Source organism: Vibrio penaeicida (assembly GCF_019977755.1).
GTDB lineage: Bacteria > Pseudomonadota > Gammaproteobacteria > Enterobacterales > Vibrionaceae > Vibrio > Vibrio penaeicida.
The window spans coordinates 3,879,242-3,899,374 of the sequence record NZ_AP025144.1; the positions used below are offsets into that span (position 1 = coordinate 3,879,242).

Sequence of the window (20,133 nt, forward strand, 5' to 3'; positions counted from 1 at the left end):
GAAAACAATCTATTTAAACTCCACAGAGAAGCAACAACATATATATTAGATTCAAAAAAATCAAGATTAATGTTAAGACTACTGTTACTAATATAGAAACTAACTCAAATATCCTATACCTTACACTCTGATGTTTATAGTCAAAGTATGTTGAGGTAACCGGAGATAATATAGATAGCATTGATATTGACAGGAATAATAGCATTTCAAGTTTATTTAATGCTAAACCTAAAAATATCATCAATATTGCAACAACAACTAAAATATACAGTGATTTAGAATATGCATTTTGGTATAGATTTATAGATTTATAATTATTGGCATTGGAGAGTTCATGCCTAAATGAAGCTGTAATCCCACTTTGAAATATTCCGGCATAACTCAATAGTGATAATAAAAAAACGTAGAGACCAAAACTATCACTATCATAACTTCTAACAATTATTGCTGGTAATATAAATGAGATGAGAATTTGAAGAATCTTAATTCCCCAAACTGAAGTAATTATTTTTAACATATTCATCTTTATTCTCATAACCACGAGAAATACAAAAAGCAAATACCATCCAAAATGGTTGATAAATAAGAAGCCCCAAAAACACACTTCCAATCATAAATACTAATGTAGACAACACTTCTATTTTATCTCTACGATAAAAGCAATAAACTAACAAAATAGAAAATATAGTAAAAGCTATGATTCCATACGAACTAAGAACTTCAATATATAAATTATGAGGTCCCATCTTAAGTCCATCGACTAATACTTTAGAGTCAGATATACTATTACCAAAAAAAACCGAATCATCTATTTTATTTAATTGAGCTTTAATTATCTCCAATCTCTGTTGAGATGACGAGTTGGCATTAGTACTCCTTGCCTCACTTATATAGTTATAAGCCATTGGAATTAAAGATACAGTAACTATTAATATAATTATCGCACGAAAAGTCTTCTTATTATTAACAAGGTTACTTATAATTAAATATCCACCACCTAACACAATAGCAATAATAGTTCCTCTTGACATCGTCAATAAAAAACAGACAAAAACGAATACAAACCATAATAGCGTTTTCATCTCAAAGTTTTTACTTAAGATACGCATCATTAATAAAGCCACTCCTGGCATCATTACATAAGCAAAATAATTAGGATCTCCATTCAAAGGGCTTACTCTAAACATGATATTTCCCTCTGATGCACGTAAAAAAGTTGAATACTCTATACCAAAAAAAACATCACCAAGGAAAAACACACTAATTAATTGAAGCACAACTAAGCAAGAAGCTAGCTTTGACACATCAACGAATACATCTTCGATATATTTTTTAATTCTAAATCTATCTACTAATGCCACAAAACAAGTTATTACAAGTATCCCTCTTACTACATTAATCTCATAAGACACATTCACACTTTTAATATTATAAATTATAACTAAAAGAACATAAGAAATTAATAAAAATAAAATAAAATAATATTTTATTTTGACTCTTATTATGAAAAATAGAATTAATATAAATATATTTGCTAGTGTTGTTAGCGTAATACTTGGCAAACCCGACAACAAGTTTTTTAGAGGAATAGCATAAACTAAACAAGAATAGATATTTAAAGAAATAGCGAACTTCGCTAATGTTTCTAACTTAACTTTACCTTTTTCAAACATCATCTATTCAACTCTCTATTTCCCCTTAAAATTTGACTCAATATCACTATTGCCATACTAAAAATAAAACCAAAAATGGGAATTAATGCGCATATAGCAACTCTTTTTAGTCCAAACTTCAATTCAGGGATAACTGCTGGACCTACAACTTTAAAAACAAACTCTTCTTGCACTTCAGCTAACATTAAACTTTTTGTTTGCCCTTCAACTCTACATATCAGCAACAGCGTTTTTTTGTAGCTGAGTATTCAGATAGGCTAGGTTTTGTGAAGTTTCAGCAATTGATCTGCTCCAGCCAGACTGGACAGCGCATTAAGCGACATTTTGCTGTTCAAAGTTAACTGGGCTTAGATACCCAAGGGCACTGTGCCTTCTTGTTCGATTATAATCAACTTCGATGTACTCAAAAAGTGCTTGGCGCATCTCTTCTTGCGTCATTATCGGCTCGTATTGGACGGCTTCTACTTTCATTGAGTGGAAAAAGCTTTCAACACAAGCGTTATCCCAACAATTTCCCTTCCTACTCATACTTTGTTTTAGATTATGGGCTGCAAATAAGTCTCGGTAGTCTTTTGAACAATACTGGCTACCTCTATCGCTATGGATAATCACCCCTTCTGGCATACCTCTGCGGAATAATGCCATTGATAGCGCATCACAGACCAGAGTCGCCGTCATTCTAGTGTTCATTGACCAACCAACGACTTGCCGTGAGTATAAGTCGATTACAACAGCTAAATACATCCAACCTTCGCTTGTCGCTAGATAGGTGATATCTCCAGCCCATTTTTGATTCGGTGCTGTCGCATTAAAGTCTTGTTCAAGCAAGTTCGGGGAAACAGGAAGCTTATGCTTACTGTCTGTCGTACATTTAAACTTACGGGCGGCTTTCGCGACTAAGCTCTGGCGTTTCATGCTCGCAGCAATGGTTTTTACATCGTGCTTATTCCCATTTTCTTCAAGTTCTTTTTGAATACGCCTTGCACCATCGCGTTCCTTTTTATTAGCAAAGACTTCTAGAACCTTGCTATCAAGCTGCTTGCGGTGCTCGTTGCGTTGAGTGACTTTATGGCGATGATTAATCCAGTAATAAAACCCACTTCGAGAAACCCCAAACACCTTAGCCATACGGACAATCCTATATTGCATCAGGTGTTCGAGCATAAACTCATAGCAATCTACTTTAGATTTTTCGCGAAGTAGGTGGCGGCCTTTTTTACGATATCTAGCTCTTCAGCTTGCTCAGCCAATAATCGTTTGAGTTTGGCATTTTCAGTGGCGAGTTCTCTTTCTCTATCACTGATTTTCGCGTCTTTTTTAACGGCTTTACGCCATGCATAGATTTGAGATTCATATAACGATAGCTGTCGTGCCGCAGCAGTGACACCGACTTTCTCTGCTAACTTAAGCGCTTCGGCTTTAAATTCGGGAGCATGTTTGATTCGTGTTTTCTTAGTTGTCATTGTCCACATCGTTAGTGATTGTACTCACTTAACGCAATATCCAAAACTGATGGTGCGGATCACTTTGAAAAACTCCAAATACCTTAGCCATATGGGCAAAATTGAAGTACGGTGGGTAATCGACCATAATTTCGTCGCGATCTACTTTAGATTCTTCTCGAACTAAGTGGCAGCTTTTCTACTATTTAGCTCCTCAGCTTTCAATTCAGGAGAATGAATAATTTTTTCTAGTCTGTCATGATTCACTTAACTCAGTAACTAAAACTACTGTGGCAAATAGTCCATCGATGAAGTTTTTGGTGACTTAGAACAAGTCGTTGTTAACTTGTCTTTGTAATGACATATTGCCCTCACAGCTCTAAATCAATCCGTTGATATCGTTAATATCTGCGAATGATGAAAGTCTTTCACGCTTTAGAAGTGTATGAATGGGTATGCTATCAATTTCTACACCTCCCTGAATCTCTAGGTACTTGAACTTTCACTTTTCGAATTAACTTCTCTTCGAAATACAACACGTACTAATAAAATAGTAACTCCCAGCATCCCGCCAAGTAGAGAACCTAGTACACAAATTAACGCACGTTTTGGTTCATTTTTAAGCTCTGGCACTACAGCAGGGTCAACTACTTTAAAGATAAATTCCTGTTGTACTTCTGCCAACATTAAACTCTTAGTCTGCTCCTCAATAAGCTTATAAAAAGTGCTTTGCATATCTGCAATGGACGTTTTCTCCAACTGAGTATTCAAGTAAGTTAGATTTTGAGATGTTTCCGCAATAGTTCGCTCACGCATGACCTGGTTAATATCTTCTACCAACCAATTAACCCACTGCTGCGCAATATAAGGTGAGAAATGCTTAACAGATATAGTATATAAACCACTTTCTTTGTTTTGACTTACGCTTAAAACTTCCTTATTAAATTTACTAAATGCTTCTTGTGCTGTCGGCTTTGCACCACGTAAACCATGAGGCTCACGTAGCCATTTCTCTGTATCAGGATTGTAATATTCTTCATCTATAACAAGTTCGTTGCGCACAAGATCCCACTCTTTCACAGCCATAAGAGGAACTAGTAAATTATGTTTGTCAATAAACGCTTCTACAAATTGGCGAGATTTCATCACTTGTACGGCCAAATCTGTTTGTGATACTTCACCACTACCAAGGTTTACTCCCGCTAATGAAGCCAATCCTCCAAGCTGACCAGCCATTTGGGATAACCCACCACCATTGGAGCTTTCCGCTGGAGCAAGAAGAGCATCTGCTTTGTAGATATTAGGTAGACTCAACGCATAAAAAACAGAGCTAGCAGCAAATACTGTAGTAAATAGAATAATGACCCACTTCCCTTTCCACAGCGCTAAAAAGAGCTCTCTTAAATCAATTTCGTCGTTTTCGGTAACTGGGGGTTGGAGGTAATATGGTGGATGTGGTTGGTCTGGTGGTAATTGTTGATTCATAGTGTTACCTAAAAATAGAGCGTGACGTTAATCACGCTCCAAATGCATAGTTTGAAAAAGGTTTTAATCGTTTGGCTAGTCTGAAATGGCTTTCCACGCGACACCAATTTGGTACAGGATTTGCGTTGCCGAGGTGAGTGTACTTAGCCCATCTAGGTAATCCGTATCAATCGGTACAATAATGGTGTCACCTGGTGCCAGTGGCTTGTCTTTGCGGCTAAACCAGAAAGAATTGTTTGGCAGCATAACGGAACCATCCGATCTCACGATGTAAATACGATCTGTATCCGCTTGTTTTTTAGTTCCACCTGCCGACTCTAAATATTCTTCTACCGTCATATCTGGGCGGAAGGTATGATTAGACGAATATTGAACCTCCCCCATCACACTAATAGTTGGGTTTTTAGCTGGAATATATAGCTTGTCGCCTTTTTCTAACATAAGGTCCGAGATTGGGTCTTCATCCATAGCTTCAGGCAGGTTAATTACCAAGCGACCAACCGCTTCCGTTTTAGAGAGCTCTTCTGCAATTTCCATCGCTTGTACTGGCGGTGTGGTGTAAGTGGCAGCAGAGTTTTGTCGCCTCAATGCGAGATTGCCAATTTCTTGCTTTAGTTGCATATTCAATAATCGTAAGCGCTCTTGCTCTTGGCGCTTAAGCCTTAATCGGCTAAATACCGCACCTTTTGCATAAGCATACTCCGTCAGCCCACCTGCACGATTAATCACATCACTTAATGTTTCGCCACGTTGAAAAGTGTATTTTCCAGGGAAAACAACCTCACCTTGCAGCTCAATTACCATATCTTGCTGCCAGTTTGGTTGGGTTTTAATTACAACATGATCTTGAGCTTGAAGTTCTAGGTTAGAATCTCCATTGAGTGCATCGCGCAAAGAAAACGGAATATGGCGTGACTCAAAGCTTTCCCCCACTCTTTGGCTACGCGTTATCTCAGCTTGAGTGAGGTAAGCTCGCTCGCTTAAACCACCAGCCGCTTCTATGATTTTGTCTAACGTTTCCCCCGCAGGCAGCGGGTAAGTACCAGGAAACTTAACTGCACCTGAGACTTCCACCAACTTCGCCGGCTTTTTAAAACTCGACTGGGCTTTTAAGCGCTCAATAATAGGGTTGAGTAATTGTTCGCGGCTAGATTGCTTGATGTTATCTGCTTTAGCTACTGTATCAACATCTTGAACGGCAATTTCATTTACTTGCTCATTCAGTACAACTGCGCCTGTTTCTTCATCAACTAATTCCTGGTGTTTTTCAGTAAGCTTCTCTTTACCTTCTACTTTTTGATTCTTTTGCTCGCCATACCAATAGTCCAGTTCAAGCCCATTATCAAACACAAAGATCTGGTCACGTTCTTTCAATTTGATATTTTCGGTAGAACGGTGATTTTTTAGCACGTGCCCTAAGTTAAACTGAATCACTTCAATATCACGGTTGGCATTCACTTCTCGTACAATCAATGCATAAGTCAAATCAGCATTCAGTTTAAGATCATCGTCAGCGGAGCTGATCACATCAGACACACGCATACCTTTTTGGTAACTCAATGCACCTTGGCGAATTACTTCACCACGTACTGCGACTGCCCCTTTGAGGTTACTTGAAGAAGGTGCAATTTCTATTTTGTCGCCTGACTTTATAGAAAAATCACGACCAGAAGCCTTCGTTAAATCCAAAGTAAATTGCTCTTGACCTTGAGATGTCTGGCGGCGAACATTAATTTTCGATAAATACCCTTGAGGTAAAACACCACCAGCAAGCTTAATCACATCTGATAATGTTGTTGCACCACCAAGCTCATAAATAGCAGGGCGAAGTACTTCACCGTCGATTTCAATACTCGATGACTTAGCTGGAATAAACAACGTATCACCTGCAAGCAAACGTACATCAGAAGAGGTGTTTCCGCTAATGAGAAGATCATAAAGATCGAGAGTCGCGACTGTTTCGCCTTTCCGCTTAAGCTGTATCTTACGGAGGCTGCCCGACTCTTTTACCCCGCCACTTGCAACAAGCGCTTGAGTAATAGTAGTTAATCCGTTTACGTTGTACGCACCCGGCTGATTGGTCTCTCCCACAATATACACTTGCATTGTGCGCATGCTGCCCATGGTGACTGCTACATCAACACCTAGCACTTTTTGCTCCACAAGTTGCGTTATTTGCGCACGCACTTGAGAGAAAGTCTGCCCTGCTACAGCTAGTGGTCCGAATTCAGGGAAGTATACCTTCCCTTCTCGATCTACTTTTAATCGATACTCTTGGTTAGTCTTACCGTAAAGCTGCACTTTAATCTCATCACCCGACTCCATCACATAATCCAATGGAACGGGTAGTGTATCCGTTGGCGTAAACCCTTGAGGTTCGCCTAACAATACGTCGTAGCCGAAGTGCTTGAGACCATCTTGCTCTTCGTAACTTGCCACACCATTTTCTGAATTTTTTATCGGAAGAGTACGCTCAGGCACCTGAGTGTTATTTGAACTTATATCTTGACTAGGCTGCCCTGTTTGCTGTAGTGCGTTTAAATCAATACCGTATTGGCGCGCCAATTGCTCCTGCTGCGCTTTAGGTAAACTCTTAAACTGCGCCATTTGCGCGGGTGTTGGTGTATTTGCAATTGCATTGGCGCTCAACGCTGAGATGCAAAACGCAAGAAACGGAGTCTTAAAAATGTTGTGCATGGTTAACTTCACTTTTATGTGCCAGCGAAAACTTAGGTGCTGACCGCTTGTAGAAAGATAGTTGTCATTGTAAAAATCGAAGTAAGATACTTGCCGACGAAACTCGTCACTCAGAATCGAAACTCGTACCCGGTCCAGACAGACGTTGAGTTTTCTGTCTTATCCCCAGTCTGTTGGCTGTAACCAAAACCAGCATGTACCATTCCCGCGACTGCAGGAAATTGATAAGTGACATTGGTATTTTTGTATCGATTTTGATCTTGATACGAGTCCTGTAATACAACGCTAAGCTTATGGTCATTTTCCATTTGAAGATAGAGAGAGGCGGATGTACTTTTGTCTAGCAAATACGTATTGCGAGATATGCCATCGTGAGCTGAAGGGTACATACCATTAGTCCACCCTTGGGCATTCTCGCTCTCTTTAGCTGCTGTAGACTCCTGCCTTTCTAGAACTAAGCGCCATGTCTGGTCGAATGCGTCAATTTGACCTGTCCAACCGTAAAGATAAGCACCAGCTTCAGCAACATCATGGGTTGAAGCAATTTCTGCATAAATAGAATGGTATAAATGCTCAAATGATGACAAAGAAGCTTTCGCATCGACAGCAAGCTGCTTATCCCCATTATTAATCTTTGTTCCGTCAAACCAAGTTTGATAAGTAACACCTAGATCCAACCAATCCAAAGGCTTGGAGGTAAACCGTGAAGCACTGAACCGTTCAAAACTTGCATCATCAGCAAAGCCCACAATCGCTTCTGCACTCCAACCACCTAAAAAGGCATTTTTACCGATATAACCCGCACTCAGATCCGCCGTTGATGAGCTAGAACTGCCCAGTACAAGATTGTGTTGCCAACCTTGCCCCCACCATTTATCTAACTTACCAATAGAGAACAACCAAGCTCCAGCATTGAGAGACAAGTAGCTATCATCCCAAACAAACTGATCATCGCCATTTTGCTTTGCGTAACCTGTTGAAACTCGAAAAGCGAAGCTATTCTCCAATGCTTCATACGATGCGTAAGCACCCCATTCATCTTGATTAAATTGCCCAAAACCAACATAAGGAGAAGGTTCGTTTCCGATCACAACTTTTGCCGAACGGTTGCCTCTTGAATATTTGGCTGAATTTAAAGCATAACTCACATGTGCATTGGCTCGGGCAAGACTTTCATTGTCATAATGCGATTTATCTAAATCATCGCCAATAGAAGCCCATCGTAAAGGATAATGATTGACTGAAGACTGCAACAAACCAGCATCAGAAAGGAGCGTTACATCAGAACGTAAAAAGGGATCTTTGGCTTCAAGCCAAGGAGAAGCGTAGGAAGAAAATGAAGTCATGCTCAGTGGTAAAAATACCACTAAATAACCAATTGGCTTAAAGGGGGTAAACAAAGAGTTGAGCTGAGTTTTATTCACGGGAATGATTGTCCTAACGCAACAAAGCTTGGTGTTTAAGCACGCTACCGCCCATTAGCACACGCATAGCCACATTGCGTTTTCATCTATCGAATGAGTGTTTAATTAGGGCTAATGTTGTTGTTTTTCAGTCAAGCCCTATTATTGCGACACCATTATCCACAACGAGAATCAAATCTCAACGAAGTAGCTCTGTAAACTGATAAAAAAGCGTCATATATTTAGGAAATGACAACAAAGCCCAGCAGCGAGCTATAGTTCTACATGGAATATCATTGGTAATAAAATGTAACTTACTGTTTAGTAATTAGATACGAAATAACATCCCCATAAATCAGCATTAGACATATTGCATTAAACCCTTAAACGGAATGTTGTAAAAAGAGCGTCCATTACTCATGTTCATCTAATAAATTCGGCTTATTTATAAGCACCTAACGAATTGATTTAAAATGTCTTTACCTGCCACCGTAGCATGAGGCTTCATCACACTCACCATTTGCCTTATCCCGTTGGCGACATCTTGTTCTGTGACTTTTTCATGTGCGGTTATGGCACTTTGATAGCTAAACCAGTTTGTCGCAATGAAATGAATAGTCGTGAGCAGATCGCTCTTTTCCGTCTCATCAATACTGATCAAATTTAACGATTGGAAGGACTCGCATATCACAAGCAAATTCGCACGCAACTGCTCTTGCACAGACAAATAATCGCGATGTAATTTTGGGTCTCGAGCGAGAATGTCAGGAAGATTGGAGTAAAAAAAACGAAACCTCCACATTAAGGCAAAAATACTGTTCATGTAATGCTCAAACAGGCTCACAGCATCTTTCGAATCAATACTTGGTGAAAACTGGCGAAGCAATTCTTCCTCGTAGAGCTTAAAAATACCTCGAACAATTTCCTCTTTGTTACGAAAGTGGTAATAGAGATTACCAGGGCTCATGGAGAGGTGTTCTGCGATGTGGTTAGTAGTCACATTCCGCTCGCCATGCTCATTAAACAGATCTAGAGCACCTAGAACTATTTTCACTTTTGTCTTCACACTATACTCCGAATAGATTATTCAATGGCTTAATGATTAGTGCACAATGAGACCATACATTAAACAATGAATTTCAATTTTCTTCGTTAAATATGGTCTGATCTGCATACTGATTATTTACTTTATCCAAGTGTGTACACTAGAATAGCCTTGAGGAGAATTTCATCACCTCATTACATCGATGTAAATAAGTAAGGATAAATAATGAAACATATCGCTCTAGCAATGCTGGTTGCACTAGGTGCTGCAGGTAACGCTTTCGCCGCTGGTGAAACTGGTTCAACAGCTGCTTCAGGTGGCGGTGCTGCAGGTGGCGCTGGCGCTACTGGTGCTGCAGTAGGTACTACCACTGCAATCGTTGGTGGCGTTGCTGCTGCAGCAATCGTTGCAGTTGCTGTAGCAGATTCTGGTACAACGTCTACGTCTGTATCTCAGTAATCTGATATCGCTATGCAATCGCCCTGACTGGTTCAGGGCGATTTTTTATCTGTAGGATCATACGACTGTGCTTTCAAATTTTTCATTGCGTACATTGATTTACTTTTCTGTGGTTTCTCTCTTACTAGGCTGCACTCAAAAGATGAATGATGTGGGCAGCAGCTTATCCGAAGCCTTTTCAGCTTCTGATGATGTCACACTTAGCCAAGAAGAAATTTCCAGCCTCCCGTACGCCAGTACCTATTTACGCATCAATGACGGTCGCCAAGTATTCATGGTGTTAGCATTTGCTGACTTAAATCCGACAACAGGCAATACTCGACTAAAATGGGTGTCTGCAGATGGATCGATGATAGCAACGGAGCAAGGTCGAATCGTAAAAACATTGGGATTTGACGGCAGCAATCTCATCAATATTGCGGGTAAAGGTATCTCAACGGGCATCATCACAGATAGCCAATGGAATGCTGTTTATGATTGGTCCCCTGATAATCGCTACCAATTTAGTGCATCGGTAAATTCAACGTTCATAAAACGAGAAGCGATAAGCACAAACCAATGGACGCTGGAAACCAATAAAATTGATGAACACGTCAATTTTGGTGAGCTAAATAAAGCCTTTACCAATAGTTACTGGATTACCGATGCAGGTGAAACAATGAAATCGATTCAGTATATCGGTCCAAATATGAATAAATTCGAAATGACCATATTGAAAACATTTGCGCCAGCAAGGTAACCTTATTATGAGAACTTTACTTACCTCACTACTAAATACCTTGCTTGCCTGTACACTGGTATTTAGTACCTTAGCGTCATCACATCAACTGACCGTCCATCTTCCCAACCAAAAATTAAATCTAAACTATATGTTGCCAAGTCAGCTATCCCAGGTCATAGCAGACACACAAGCACAAAATAAAGAAGCGTTGTTTTTTGAAGGTGGTGTATTAGCGAGTGCTAAGCAGCAAGCCAAAGTTGACAGCTTTAAACATTCAATATTTAAACGCCTAACTCGTGAGAACTCTGAACAAAGCCTACACCTTCTTAATCAACTAAAAACGATGCATTTCGTTGGTCGTGAATGGGTAAGCCTAGATAATGATCTCGTTCGGCTAAAACCTGAACTAAACCCCTTACTGTCTGGGCGCTATGATTTTTATATCTCCCCACAAAAGAATCAAGTTCGTATTCTAGGGCACGTTAAAAATCCAACTCATACCCCATTATTAGATAGTCGAGACCTCACGGCTTATTTGAATGGTCTTGAGCTATCTGAATTTGGCGATTTAGATCAAACCTATATTATTCATGCCAATGGTGACCTCATCCATGCAAAGCTAGGTTATTGGCAGCCAGAGCGCTATTACATAAGCCCAAGCTCAAAGATATTCATTGGTTCCAGAGATACTCCGGAAACAAACAAAGACATAGCTCAACTTCTTAGATACGCGGTGGATAAATGATGTTTCGCCAATCAATGCTAACCCTTTCTCTATTCGCTGCGTTTTACGCTAACGCAGAATCTACAGACACTGTATTCCAACCTGCCTCTTACACGCCATCCCAAATGGACTTTGGCGGTGTTGGTCTCATCAAGATGCCAACCGGGAGAATGGCACCAGAAGGGGAATTCAATTTAAGCGCAAACATCAACCATGAATATCGTATGTACAATGCATCAATCGCTCTTTTTCCATGGTTCGAAGCGACCATTCGCTATGCGATCGTGCCAAACAAGCGGATGGGTGCCCAAGAGTTCAGTGGGGACAGCCCTTATCTGGATAAAGGCATCGATTTTAAATTCCGTTTATTGGAAGAAAGCCGTTGGTTACCGGAAGTAGCAGCGGGTGTCCGAGACTTTGGCGGGACTGGCTTGTTTGATGGCGAGTTCATCGCAGCATCCAAAAAGGTCTACACCAATGATTACGGTGTATTCGACTTCACATTAGGTATGGGTTGGGGCTATATGGGCATGCACGGCAACGTGACCAATCCATTTTGCAAAGCCAACGACAAATTCTGTGAGCGACCAAAAGATTTTGGCGGCACTGGCGGCGAAGTGGATTACCATCGCTGGTTCAAAGGACCAGCAGCCATCTATGGTGGCGTCGAATATCAAACACCCTATCAGCCACTTCGCTTAAAAGTGGAATACGATACCAATGATTACTCTGAAGATTTCCCGACAAGATTTCGACCAGGGGATTTCTACGAAGTCGATATGACTCAGCACACGCCCATAAATGTTGGCTTAATTTATCGCGCGCACCGAAATATTGATCTCCGCTTAAGCTATGAAAGGGGAGACACCGTTTCTGCAGGTTTCAGCCTTCGCACTAACTACAATGAATTGGCATCCCAGTGGCGTGACGAACCCATACCTCGCCCGAGCAATGAGCAGCCAGAAAATGTCAATGACGTAGATTGGCAATCACTCGAAAAACAACTTGCGCTGGTCGCAGGCTATGAGGGTGTTAAGGTTCATGTGGATGACACGACTGTGATTATCTCTGGTGAGCAAGTTAAATATCGAGACTCAGAGATCGCCCACGAGCGTGCGGCTGCCGTTTTGCGCAATCAACTGCCTAAATCCATCAATACGTACAAAGTGATCAATACGCAACAGCACATCGTAACCGAAGCTACCGACATTGATGCAAAAAAATATGATCGCGTTGCTAATGTCAGCTACATCAATCCACACATTTCTGATGCTTCAAGCGTCAGTACAGATACTAAAGTCCGTGGAAGACAAATGCATGATGGCGCCGATCGCTTATATTACGGAGTTTCACCAACGCTACGTCAATCGATAGCAGAGCCCGAAGAGTTTTATATTTTCAATATCGGTGTTCGTGGTGAAGCCAGTTATTGGTTAACAAACCAGCTTCAAGCATCGAGCTCAATCCAAGTCAATTTATACGACAATTACCCTGAACTGAACTTTATCGTGCCACCAGATGGCACAACGGTTCCCCCTAGAGTTCGATCATTGGGCCGGATGTATTTCCACGACAACCCAGTCAGAATGGACACGCTTCAACTGACTTGGTTTGATAATTTCGGCGACAGCATTTATCAACAAACTTACGCAGGTTACCTAGAAAGTATGTTTGCTGGTGTGGGAACGGAATGGCTTTATCGCCCAAGAGGAAAAAACTGGGCTATTGGCGCAGACATCAACCTTGTTGCGCAGCGCGATCCCGATAGCTGGTTTGGTGTATACCAGCAAGAAACTCAATACAGTGCTGCAGATGGTCGCTCATTCAAAGTGTTAGACAAAGGCTATACCGGCTTCGTTTCGGGTTACTATATGCCAAAATGGTCGTGGCTGGATGACACTCTGTTCAAGGTTGATGTTGGTCAGTACCTCGCTCAGGATGCAGGTGTTCGTGGGGATTTCTCTAAGCAATTCAAAAGTGGGGTGATAGTGGGTGCTTATGCCAGCTTGAGCAATTTATCCGCTGAAGATTTTGGCGAAGGCAGCTTTACCAAAGGGTTTTACATCTCGATTCCATTCGACGTTATGACAGTAAAACCAAGCCGAAACAGAGCGAAATTTGATTGGCAACCTCTAACTCGAGACGGCGGTCAGAAGCTCAATAAGGAGCACGACTTGTTTAGCCTAACAGATTCAGCCTCGCCTTGGTTTACAAGAAAGAACACGGTTCCTCAGCCATAGAGGAACGTAGGTATAAATCAATAAGAACAAAATACAATACAGAGGCGCTATGCCTCTGTATTTTTTAGCGCCTTATTTGGTACACTCGCAACAACTCAATTTAAAGCTTGGTGAAAACATGATCATTGTAACTGGCGGCGCTGGCATGATTGGCAGCAACATTATCAAAGCCCTAAACGAACAAGGCATCAACGACATCCTAGTTGTAGATAACTTAAAAAACGGCAAAAAGTTCAAAAACCTCGTTGACCTTGATATCGCTGATTACATGGATCGTGATGACTTTTTAGTTCAAATCATGTCGGGCGAAAACTTTGGTCCCATTGACGCGGTATTTCATGAAGGTGCTTGCTCAGCCACCACCGAGTGGGATGGCAAATACATGATGCTCAACAACTATGAGTATTCCAAAGAGTTACTTCACTACTGCTTAGAACGCGAAATCCCCTTCTTATATGCCTCTTCTGCTGCGACTTACGGTGAAACTACGGTTTTCAAAGAAAAAAAAGAATACGAAGGCGCCCTTAATGTATACGGTTACTCCAAACAACAATTCGACAATTACGTTCGCAAAATTTGGGAAGATGCGACCGCACACGGTGAAACACTGCCTCAAGTCACGGGCTTCCGCTATTTCAATGTGTACGGTCCTCGTGAAGATCACAAAGGCTCAATGGCGTCCGTTGCTTTCCACCTAAATAATCAAATGAATGCAGGCGAAAACCCAAAGTTATTTGAAGGCAGTGAGCAATTCATTCGTGATTTTGTTTATGTTGGCGATGTTGCAGCGGTCAATCTTTGGTTCTTAGAAAATGGGGTATCCGGCATTTTCAACCTTGGTACAGGCAATGCAGAATCCTTTGAAGAGGTGGCGAAAGCCGTAATCGCTTTCCATGGTAAAGGAGAAATTGAAACAATTCCGTTCCCTGAGCATTTGAAAGGCGCCTACCAAGAATACACTCAAGCGGACATGTCTAATCTTCGCGCTGCAGGCTGCGATCATGAGTTTAAAACGGTGGCAGAAGGTGTCGCTGAATATATGACAATTGTAAACGCATGAATATCCTAATGGCACTGTCACAATTGGAGGTGACGGGTGCCGAAGTCTATGCGACTACCGTAGGAAACGAGCTATCAAAAAGGGGGCATAACGTATTTTATGTCTCCGATACTCTTACCAAACCACATGTTGGTGAATTTTTTAAACTGCGCTTTAATAAGCGCAGTGTATTACGCCGTTTCTGGCATGTTGGATACCTTTGCTTTCTCATTCGAAAATACAAGATTCAGTTAGTACACGCGCATTCAAGAGCCTCCAGCTGGAGCTGTCATATTGCCTGTAAGTTGACTAACACACCGATGATTACAACAGTACACGGTAGGCAGCCCGTTCACGCTTCAAGAAAACGCTTTCATGCCATGGGTAACAAAGCCCTTCCTGTATGCGAAGCGATTGAAAAGCAATTGATTGAAGAATTGGGTGTACCGGAAGACATGCTGACGGTCGCTCGCAATGGGATAGAAACAGACGACTTTACCTGGCAGAGCACTCCCTCCAATACCAAACCTGTCATCTCGGTTATTGGTCGGTTGACAGGACCTAAAGGTGATTTGTGTTACCGACTACTATCTGAGTGTTTGGATTCCAACCTTTACGACATTAGAGTGGTTTCTGGTTCCGAGCCAGACGAACGCTTTGACTCATTCAAAGATAAAGTGAATTTTACGGGTTACACCAATAACGTACCAAAGATGCTAAAAGAGTCTGACTTAGTGATTGGTGCTGGCAGAGTCGCGATGGAATCGTTGCTATGTGGGCGACCAACCCTTGCCGTTGGAGAGGCCATCTCAATTGGTCTGGTTACAAGCGATAACCTACCCCACGCTATGGCCACTAACTTTGGTGATATTGGACCAAAGGTTTTGGACATTGACTTTCCGGCACTGATCGATCAAATAAAGCTCGGTATCAACCAGACTCATTGTGACGTCGCCGTAAAAGAAACGATCTTAGCCAACTACGATCTTCAGCGTGTTGTTGACCAGTTGGAAGACGAGTACCAAACAACGTACGTTCAGGCACGCCAAAGTGAGATGCCTGTTCTCATGTACCATCGCTTTATTCAAAGCGAAGAAGAAAAAGGCACGCGTGGCCCGTATCTTGATATCCAAATGTTTGAGAAACATCTGAAGCTGCTAAAAAGAAAGGGCTTCGAAAGCCTCACCTTCGAGGAACTCTCAAAGGGACGAACCATTGATAGACTGGCTCCGGGTAAACGGTACGTTATGATCACTGTCGATGATGGATTTTCAGACAATTACCACCTAATGCTGCCACTTTTGAAAAAATATGGATTCAAGGCCGTCGTCTATGTGGTTACTGGAGAATCCTTCAATCGCTGGGATGTAGAGGCAGACGAAAATCCAGATAAGCCGTTCAAGTTAATGACCAAAGACGAAATCAAGGCAATGGCAGATTCTGGGTTCATTGAAATTGGTGGTCACACATTAACGCACCCCAAATTGAGTCAACTTTCCGTTGAAGAGCAGCGACATGAAATCTTAGAAAACAAGATTCAGCTGGAGTCAATCATAGGCAAACCTCTCACCTCTTTTGCTTACCCTTATGGTGATCACAACCAAAAAACAAAAGACATCGCGTTAGAAGTGGGTTATCAATACGCCGTTGCCACCAACAGTGGTCCGGTTGAATTCCATAAAAATTTAACCCAAATTCGTCGCATCGCTATCTTCCCGCGAACGGATGTCTTAGGGTTATGGCGCAAGGTATCTGGACGCTATACTTTCCGTAAGAAATGATCTCGCGATAAGATTCAATGATGATATCCTATCGCACTAGAAGAAAAATCGGTGAGCAACAATATGAAGATTTTGGTTATTGGACCTTCATGGGTAGGCGACATGGTGATGTCGCAAAGCCTGTACACAGAATTGAAGATCCAGCACCCGGAAGCCACGATTGACGTACTTGCTCCAGCCTGGTGTAAACCCATCCTAGAACGTATGCCTGAGATATCCCGAGCCATAGAAATGCCTATGGGACACGGGGAGTTTAATTTATTCGGTCGACGCAAAATAGGTAAATCTCTAGCCAAAGAAGGCTATACGCACTCTTTCATCCTCCCTAATTCGGCGAAGTCTGCACTGATCCCTTGGTTTGCGGGCATACCGAACCGTACTGGCTGGAAAGGTGAAATGCGATATGGATTGCTTAACGATTTACGTCCTGATCGAAAAGTTTTCCAATATATGGTCGAGCGGTATGTCGCACTCGCCCACAGCAAAAATACCATGCTCGATTCGGTTGTCTTGCCACAGTGCCCAACACCAAAACTTACGATAGATTCAGACTCTCAGCGAAGTGCCTTACTTAGATTAAACCTGTCCGATGAAAGAATCGCTATTGGCCTTTGCCCTGGTGCCGAGTACGGTCCTGCAAAGCGGTGGCCCGACGCTTACTACGCGAAAGTTGCACAATTTGTTATAGAACAAGGCAAACAAGTTTGGCTATTTGGATCTGCCAAAGACAGAGAAGTCACTCAGAAGATTAGAAACGCCTTACCCGAAGCACTTCAAGCGTATTGCCATGATCTGGCCGGACAAACGAGCTTAATTGAAGCCGTAGACTTACTCGCAGCCTGTGATACCGTTGTCTGCAACGATTCTGGTCTAATGCATGTCTCAGCTGCAGTCGGCTGCAATATTGTTGCGATTTATGGTTCAAGCTCACCAAAGTATACGCCACCGTTAACCGACAAGTTGACCATGCTGCACACTGACATTCAGTGCCGTCCATGTTTCAAAAAGACCTGCCCGTATGGGCATATGAAGTGTTTAACAGAGTTACCTCCTAGCCGCGTGATATCCGCATTAGAAACGAATAAGGCTTCAGCATGATCGCAAGAGCCTTTTACACCGTCATACTCACATTAGTCGCGCCAGTATTACTTTATGGTCTTTTCCGGAAACGCAAAAACAAACCATCTGTCGGTTCTCGTTGGAGAGAACATTTTGGATTGACGCCTAAATTGGATAGTGAAGTGAGCCCGATATGGATACACGCTGTATCAGTGGGTGAGGTCCTTGCGGTGACTCCTTTTATAAAAGAATTAAAAAAAAACGTTCCCGATACACCAATATTGATCACTACCACGACCCCGACGGGTGCAGAACAAGCAGCAAAGCTATCAACCCTTGCCACACACCGTTACGCCCCCGTAGATTTTCCCTTTTCTGTTCAACGATTTTTAGAGAGAGTTAACCCTTCACAGCTTATTATCGTGGAAACTGAACTATGGCCAAACACCATTCACGTCACATCAAAGAAAGGCATTCCCATTACAGTTCTGAACGCAAGGCTGTCAGATAAATCATTTCGTGGGTATAAAAAAATCCAGCCTTTATTTACAGGTATCGCAAACCATATATCGCAAGTGCTATGCCAACACAGTAAAGACGCAGATAACTTCGTAAAGCTTGGGGTTAGCGATAAGAAAGTTCAAGTCACTGGCTCAATCAAGTTTGACATCAAGGTAACAGAGAACACGGTAAGAGAAGGTAATCTTCTTCGTGACAAAATGGGTATTGAAAGACCCATCTGGATAGCGGCCAGTACACACTTAGGTGAAGATGAGCAAATAATAGATACACATAAAAAGCTATTAGAGAAACTACCAGATGCCTTACTAATACTAGTACCGAGGCACCCAGAAAGATTTGATGCCGTGTTTAACCTTTGTACGGCAGAAGGCTTAAAGGTCGTAAGAAGAACACAACCAAACCATGATTTTAGCGATCAACAAGTGTACTTGGGTGATACCATGGGCGAAATGCTGATATTGATGCAAGCAGCAAATGTGTGCTTTATGGGTGGTAGCTTATTGGGTAATAAAGTGGGGGGACATAATCTGTTGGAGCCAGCTGCATTAGGAAAACCCACGATTATTGGTCCAAGCTATTACAACTTTCTGGAAATAACAAAAGAGCTCCACAGGCTTAATGCCACCAAGATTATTCAAGATTCGACGGACTTGGTCGATAGCTTGACAGTACTCTTAACATCAGAGCAAGAAGCTCAACAAGCCGGGCTTAATGCCATGGCTTTCATAGAAAAAAGTCGTGGAGCGTTAAACCTCTCACTGAAAGCCATCACCAAAAATACCGCGTGTGCACTATGAAAAACAGAAATGTCGCGATTGTTTGCCTTTCGCACTATCAAGGCGGAATGGAATTAGATGCGATCAAGCATGCCGGCATGTTCCGTCGCCACAACGTAAATACAATATTGATTTGTAGGAAGAACACCTACCTAGAACAAGCCGCGCTATCAAAAGAGCTTCCGACTTACAGTATAGATTTCAAAGCGAAATTAGGAATAGCGCTTATAAACGGCCTAAGGCAGATAATAAAGCAGCAGAAAATATCCACGTTAGTTTTTTTTGGTACTTCGGAAATAAAATCGATTTACTTTGCCGTTAAAGGACTGGGCTGCAAAGTCATATTACGCCATGGAACAACGATGTCATCACCAAAAACCGACATGATTCATGCTCTGTTTTATCGTTGTGTCTCTAGTTATGTATCCATTAGTGACCACCTTAATGACAATGTAAAAGCGATATTTCCAATTAACGATAAGCCTGTAAAAACCATCTATAATCCTGTTGACTCAAGTCATACACAAGAAGCTAGCCCAAAACAAAATCAGTTCATACATGTGGGCCGCGTAGAAGAAGGTAAAGGGGTATTTGATGCTGTAGAGGCTCTTGGAAAATCCAATATTCCAAGAGAAAACAAGCGTATTACTTTTGTTGGCGCAGTTAAGCCACATATAAAAAGCCAATTAACCGAGCTTGCAAAAAAAGGATCTGTGCAGATCCAGTTCGAAGGTTTTGTCAAAGACCCATTTACCCACTATAAAATACACAAATTTTTGCTGTTTCCCAGTCACGGAGAAGGTCTTGGAAACACGATTTTAGAAGCATTACAATGTGGATTGACCTGCATTACGTATAACAACACCGTTTTCCCTGAGTTTACATCTCTAGGATGCCAAGCGTTCTATCTTGCAGAAGATCGTAACATTCAAGATCTCGCGCTCAAGATTGAAGCTGCGTTTGAAAGTTCTTTAAGCTTAGAAGTAAACCCAAATTTTCACGTGCTTGCAAAACACTTCAGTGAAGAAAGTGCTATCCGCCAATGGCAACCATTACTTTAAAAAGAC

Annotated in this window: 15 protein-coding genes and 1 pseudogene; 9 read left to right on the top strand and 7 right to left on the bottom strand. The window is 41.8% G+C overall.

All coding sequences use genetic code 11. The features are described from left to right. Positions 1–482 precede the first annotated feature (482 nt). The 7 genes and pseudogenes from LDO37_RS17355 to LDO37_RS17385 form a co-directional block, all read right to left on the bottom strand. Positions 483–1,676 (bottom strand): O-antigen ligase family protein, encoded by a 1,194-nt coding sequence (locus LDO37_RS17355; RefSeq protein ID WP_224055280.1) that lies wholly within the window; start codon positions 1,674–1,676, stop codon positions 483–485. Beyond that, positions 1,673–1,961, bottom strand: a pseudogene (locus LDO37_RS17360) (LPS O-antigen length regulator); the annotation flags it as partial. The pseudogene LDO37_RS17360 and the gene LDO37_RS17355, both read right to left, overlap by 4 nt. Before the next feature lie 24 nt (positions 1,962–1,985). Continuing rightward, a protein-coding gene (locus tag LDO37_RS17365; RefSeq protein WP_224055281.1) for an IS3 family transposase occupies positions 1,986–3,136 on the bottom strand; the annotation gives its coding sequence in 2 pieces (ribosomal slippage) (positions 1,986–2,893 and positions 2,893–3,136; 1,152 coding nt in all). A 465-nt stretch (positions 3,137–3,601) separates the two neighbouring features. After that, a complete protein-coding gene (locus LDO37_RS17370; RefSeq protein WP_224056038.1) occupies positions 3,602–4,600 on the bottom strand; it encodes a Wzz/FepE/Etk N-terminal domain-containing protein in 999 nt (332 codons plus the stop codon). A 75-nt stretch (positions 4,601–4,675) separates the two neighbouring features. Next, a complete protein-coding gene (locus LDO37_RS17375; protein WP_126608097.1) occupies positions 4,676–7,297 on the bottom strand; it encodes an SLBB domain-containing protein in 2,622 nt (873 codons plus the stop codon). A gap of 110 nt (positions 7,298–7,407) precedes the next feature. Continuing rightward, positions 7,408–8,721 carry a capsule assembly Wzi family protein gene (locus LDO37_RS17380; protein ID WP_126608098.1) on the bottom strand — a complete coding sequence of 438 codons (1,314 nt, stop codon included), beginning with the start codon at positions 8,719–8,721 and terminating at the stop codon, positions 7,408–7,410. A 424-nt stretch (positions 8,722–9,145) separates the two neighbouring features. Then, positions 9,146–9,766, bottom strand: a complete 621-nt coding sequence (locus tag LDO37_RS17385) for a TetR/AcrR family transcriptional regulator (protein ID WP_126608099.1) — start codon at positions 9,764–9,766, stop codon at positions 9,146–9,148. A 204-nt stretch (positions 9,767–9,970) separates the two neighbouring features. Between LDO37_RS17385 and LDO37_RS17390 the strand changes: the two genes are divergently transcribed. From LDO37_RS17390 to LDO37_RS17430, 9 genes are all read left to right on the top strand, one after another. Continuing rightward, entirely contained in the window at positions 9,971–10,204 is a 234-nt protein-coding gene (locus tag LDO37_RS17390; RefSeq protein WP_126608100.1) for a hypothetical protein, read from the top strand. Between the two features lie 67 nt (positions 10,205–10,271). Beyond that, positions 10,272–10,943, top strand: coding sequence for a YjbF family lipoprotein (locus LDO37_RS17395; protein ID WP_126608101.1), 672 nt, complete (start codon positions 10,272–10,274; stop codon positions 10,941–10,943). A gap of 7 nt (positions 10,944–10,950) precedes the next feature. Beyond that, positions 10,951–11,670 carry a capsule biosynthesis GfcC D2 domain-containing protein gene (locus LDO37_RS17400; RefSeq protein WP_126608102.1) on the top strand — a complete coding sequence of 240 codons (720 nt, stop codon included), beginning with the start codon at positions 10,951–10,953 and terminating at the stop codon, positions 11,668–11,670. Continuing rightward, positions 11,667–13,889 (top strand): YjbH domain-containing protein, encoded by a 2,223-nt coding sequence (locus LDO37_RS17405; RefSeq protein ID WP_126608103.1) that lies wholly within the window; start codon positions 11,667–11,669, stop codon positions 13,887–13,889. Before LDO37_RS17400 ends, LDO37_RS17405 begins: the two co-directional genes overlap by 4 nt. A 118-nt stretch (positions 13,890–14,007) precedes the next feature. Continuing rightward, positions 14,008–14,949 (top strand): ADP-glyceromanno-heptose 6-epimerase, encoded by a 942-nt coding sequence (rfaD, locus tag LDO37_RS17410; RefSeq protein ID WP_126608119.1) that lies wholly within the window; start codon positions 14,008–14,010, stop codon positions 14,947–14,949. Continuing rightward, the gene (locus LDO37_RS17415; RefSeq protein ID WP_126608104.1) at positions 14,946–16,709 is read left to right on the top strand and encodes a polysaccharide deacetylase family protein; all 1,764 of its coding nucleotides are present in this window, start codon (positions 14,946–14,948) and stop codon (positions 16,707–16,709) included. Before rfaD ends, LDO37_RS17415 begins: the two co-directional genes overlap by 4 nt. Before the next feature lie 63 nt (positions 16,710–16,772). Further along, positions 16,773–17,807 carry a lipopolysaccharide heptosyltransferase II gene (gene waaF / locus LDO37_RS17420; protein WP_126608105.1) on the top strand — a complete coding sequence of 345 codons (1,035 nt, stop codon included), beginning with the start codon at positions 16,773–16,775 and terminating at the stop codon, positions 17,805–17,807. Beyond that, a complete protein-coding gene (gene waaA, locus LDO37_RS17425; protein ID WP_126608106.1) occupies positions 17,804–19,087 on the top strand; it encodes a lipid IV(A) 3-deoxy-D-manno-octulosonic acid transferase in 1,284 nt (427 codons plus the stop codon). The genes waaF and waaA overlap by 4 nt, the downstream gene beginning before the upstream one ends. Before the next feature lie 47 nt (positions 19,088–19,134). Continuing rightward, positions 19,135–20,127, top strand: coding sequence for a glycosyltransferase family 4 protein (locus LDO37_RS17430; protein ID WP_224056039.1), 993 nt, complete (start codon positions 19,135–19,137; stop codon positions 20,125–20,127). Positions 20,128–20,133: the final 6 nt, after the last annotated feature.

What these genes read in the sequence shown, in the direction of transcription:
- LDO37_RS17355 (WP_224055280.1), bottom strand. Translation starts at nt 1,676, where the DNA reads ATGATGTTTGAAAAAGGTAAAGTTAAGTTAGAAACATTAGCGAAGTTC.
- LDO37_RS17370 (WP_224056038.1), bottom strand. Translation starts at nt 4,600, where the DNA reads ATGAATCAACAATTACCACCAGACCAACCACATCCACCATATTACCTC.
- LDO37_RS17375 (WP_126608097.1), bottom strand. Translation starts at nt 7,297, where the DNA reads ATGCACAACATTTTTAAGACTCCGTTTCTTGCGTTTTGCATCTCAGCG.
- LDO37_RS17390 (WP_126608100.1), top strand. Translation starts at nt 9,971, where the DNA reads ATGAAACATATCGCTCTAGCAATGCTGGTTGCACTAGGTGCTGCAGGT.
- LDO37_RS17400 (WP_126608102.1), top strand. Translation starts at nt 10,951, where the DNA reads ATGAGAACTTTACTTACCTCACTACTAAATACCTTGCTTGCCTGTACA.
- LDO37_RS17405 (WP_126608103.1), top strand. Translation starts at nt 11,667, where the DNA reads ATGATGTTTCGCCAATCAATGCTAACCCTTTCTCTATTCGCTGCGTTT.
- rfaD (WP_126608119.1), top strand. Translation starts at nt 14,008, where the DNA reads ATGATCATTGTAACTGGCGGCGCTGGCATGATTGGCAGCAACATTATC.
- LDO37_RS17415 (WP_126608104.1), top strand. Translation starts at nt 14,946, where the DNA reads ATGAATATCCTAATGGCACTGTCACAATTGGAGGTGACGGGTGCCGAA.
- waaF (WP_126608105.1), top strand. Translation starts at nt 16,773, where the DNA reads ATGAAGATTTTGGTTATTGGACCTTCATGGGTAGGCGACATGGTGATG.
- waaA (WP_126608106.1), top strand. Translation starts at nt 17,804, where the DNA reads ATGATCGCAAGAGCCTTTTACACCGTCATACTCACATTAGTCGCGCCA.
- LDO37_RS17430 (WP_224056039.1), top strand. Translation starts at nt 19,135, where the DNA reads ATGGAATTAGATGCGATCAAGCATGCCGGCATGTTCCGTCGCCACAAC.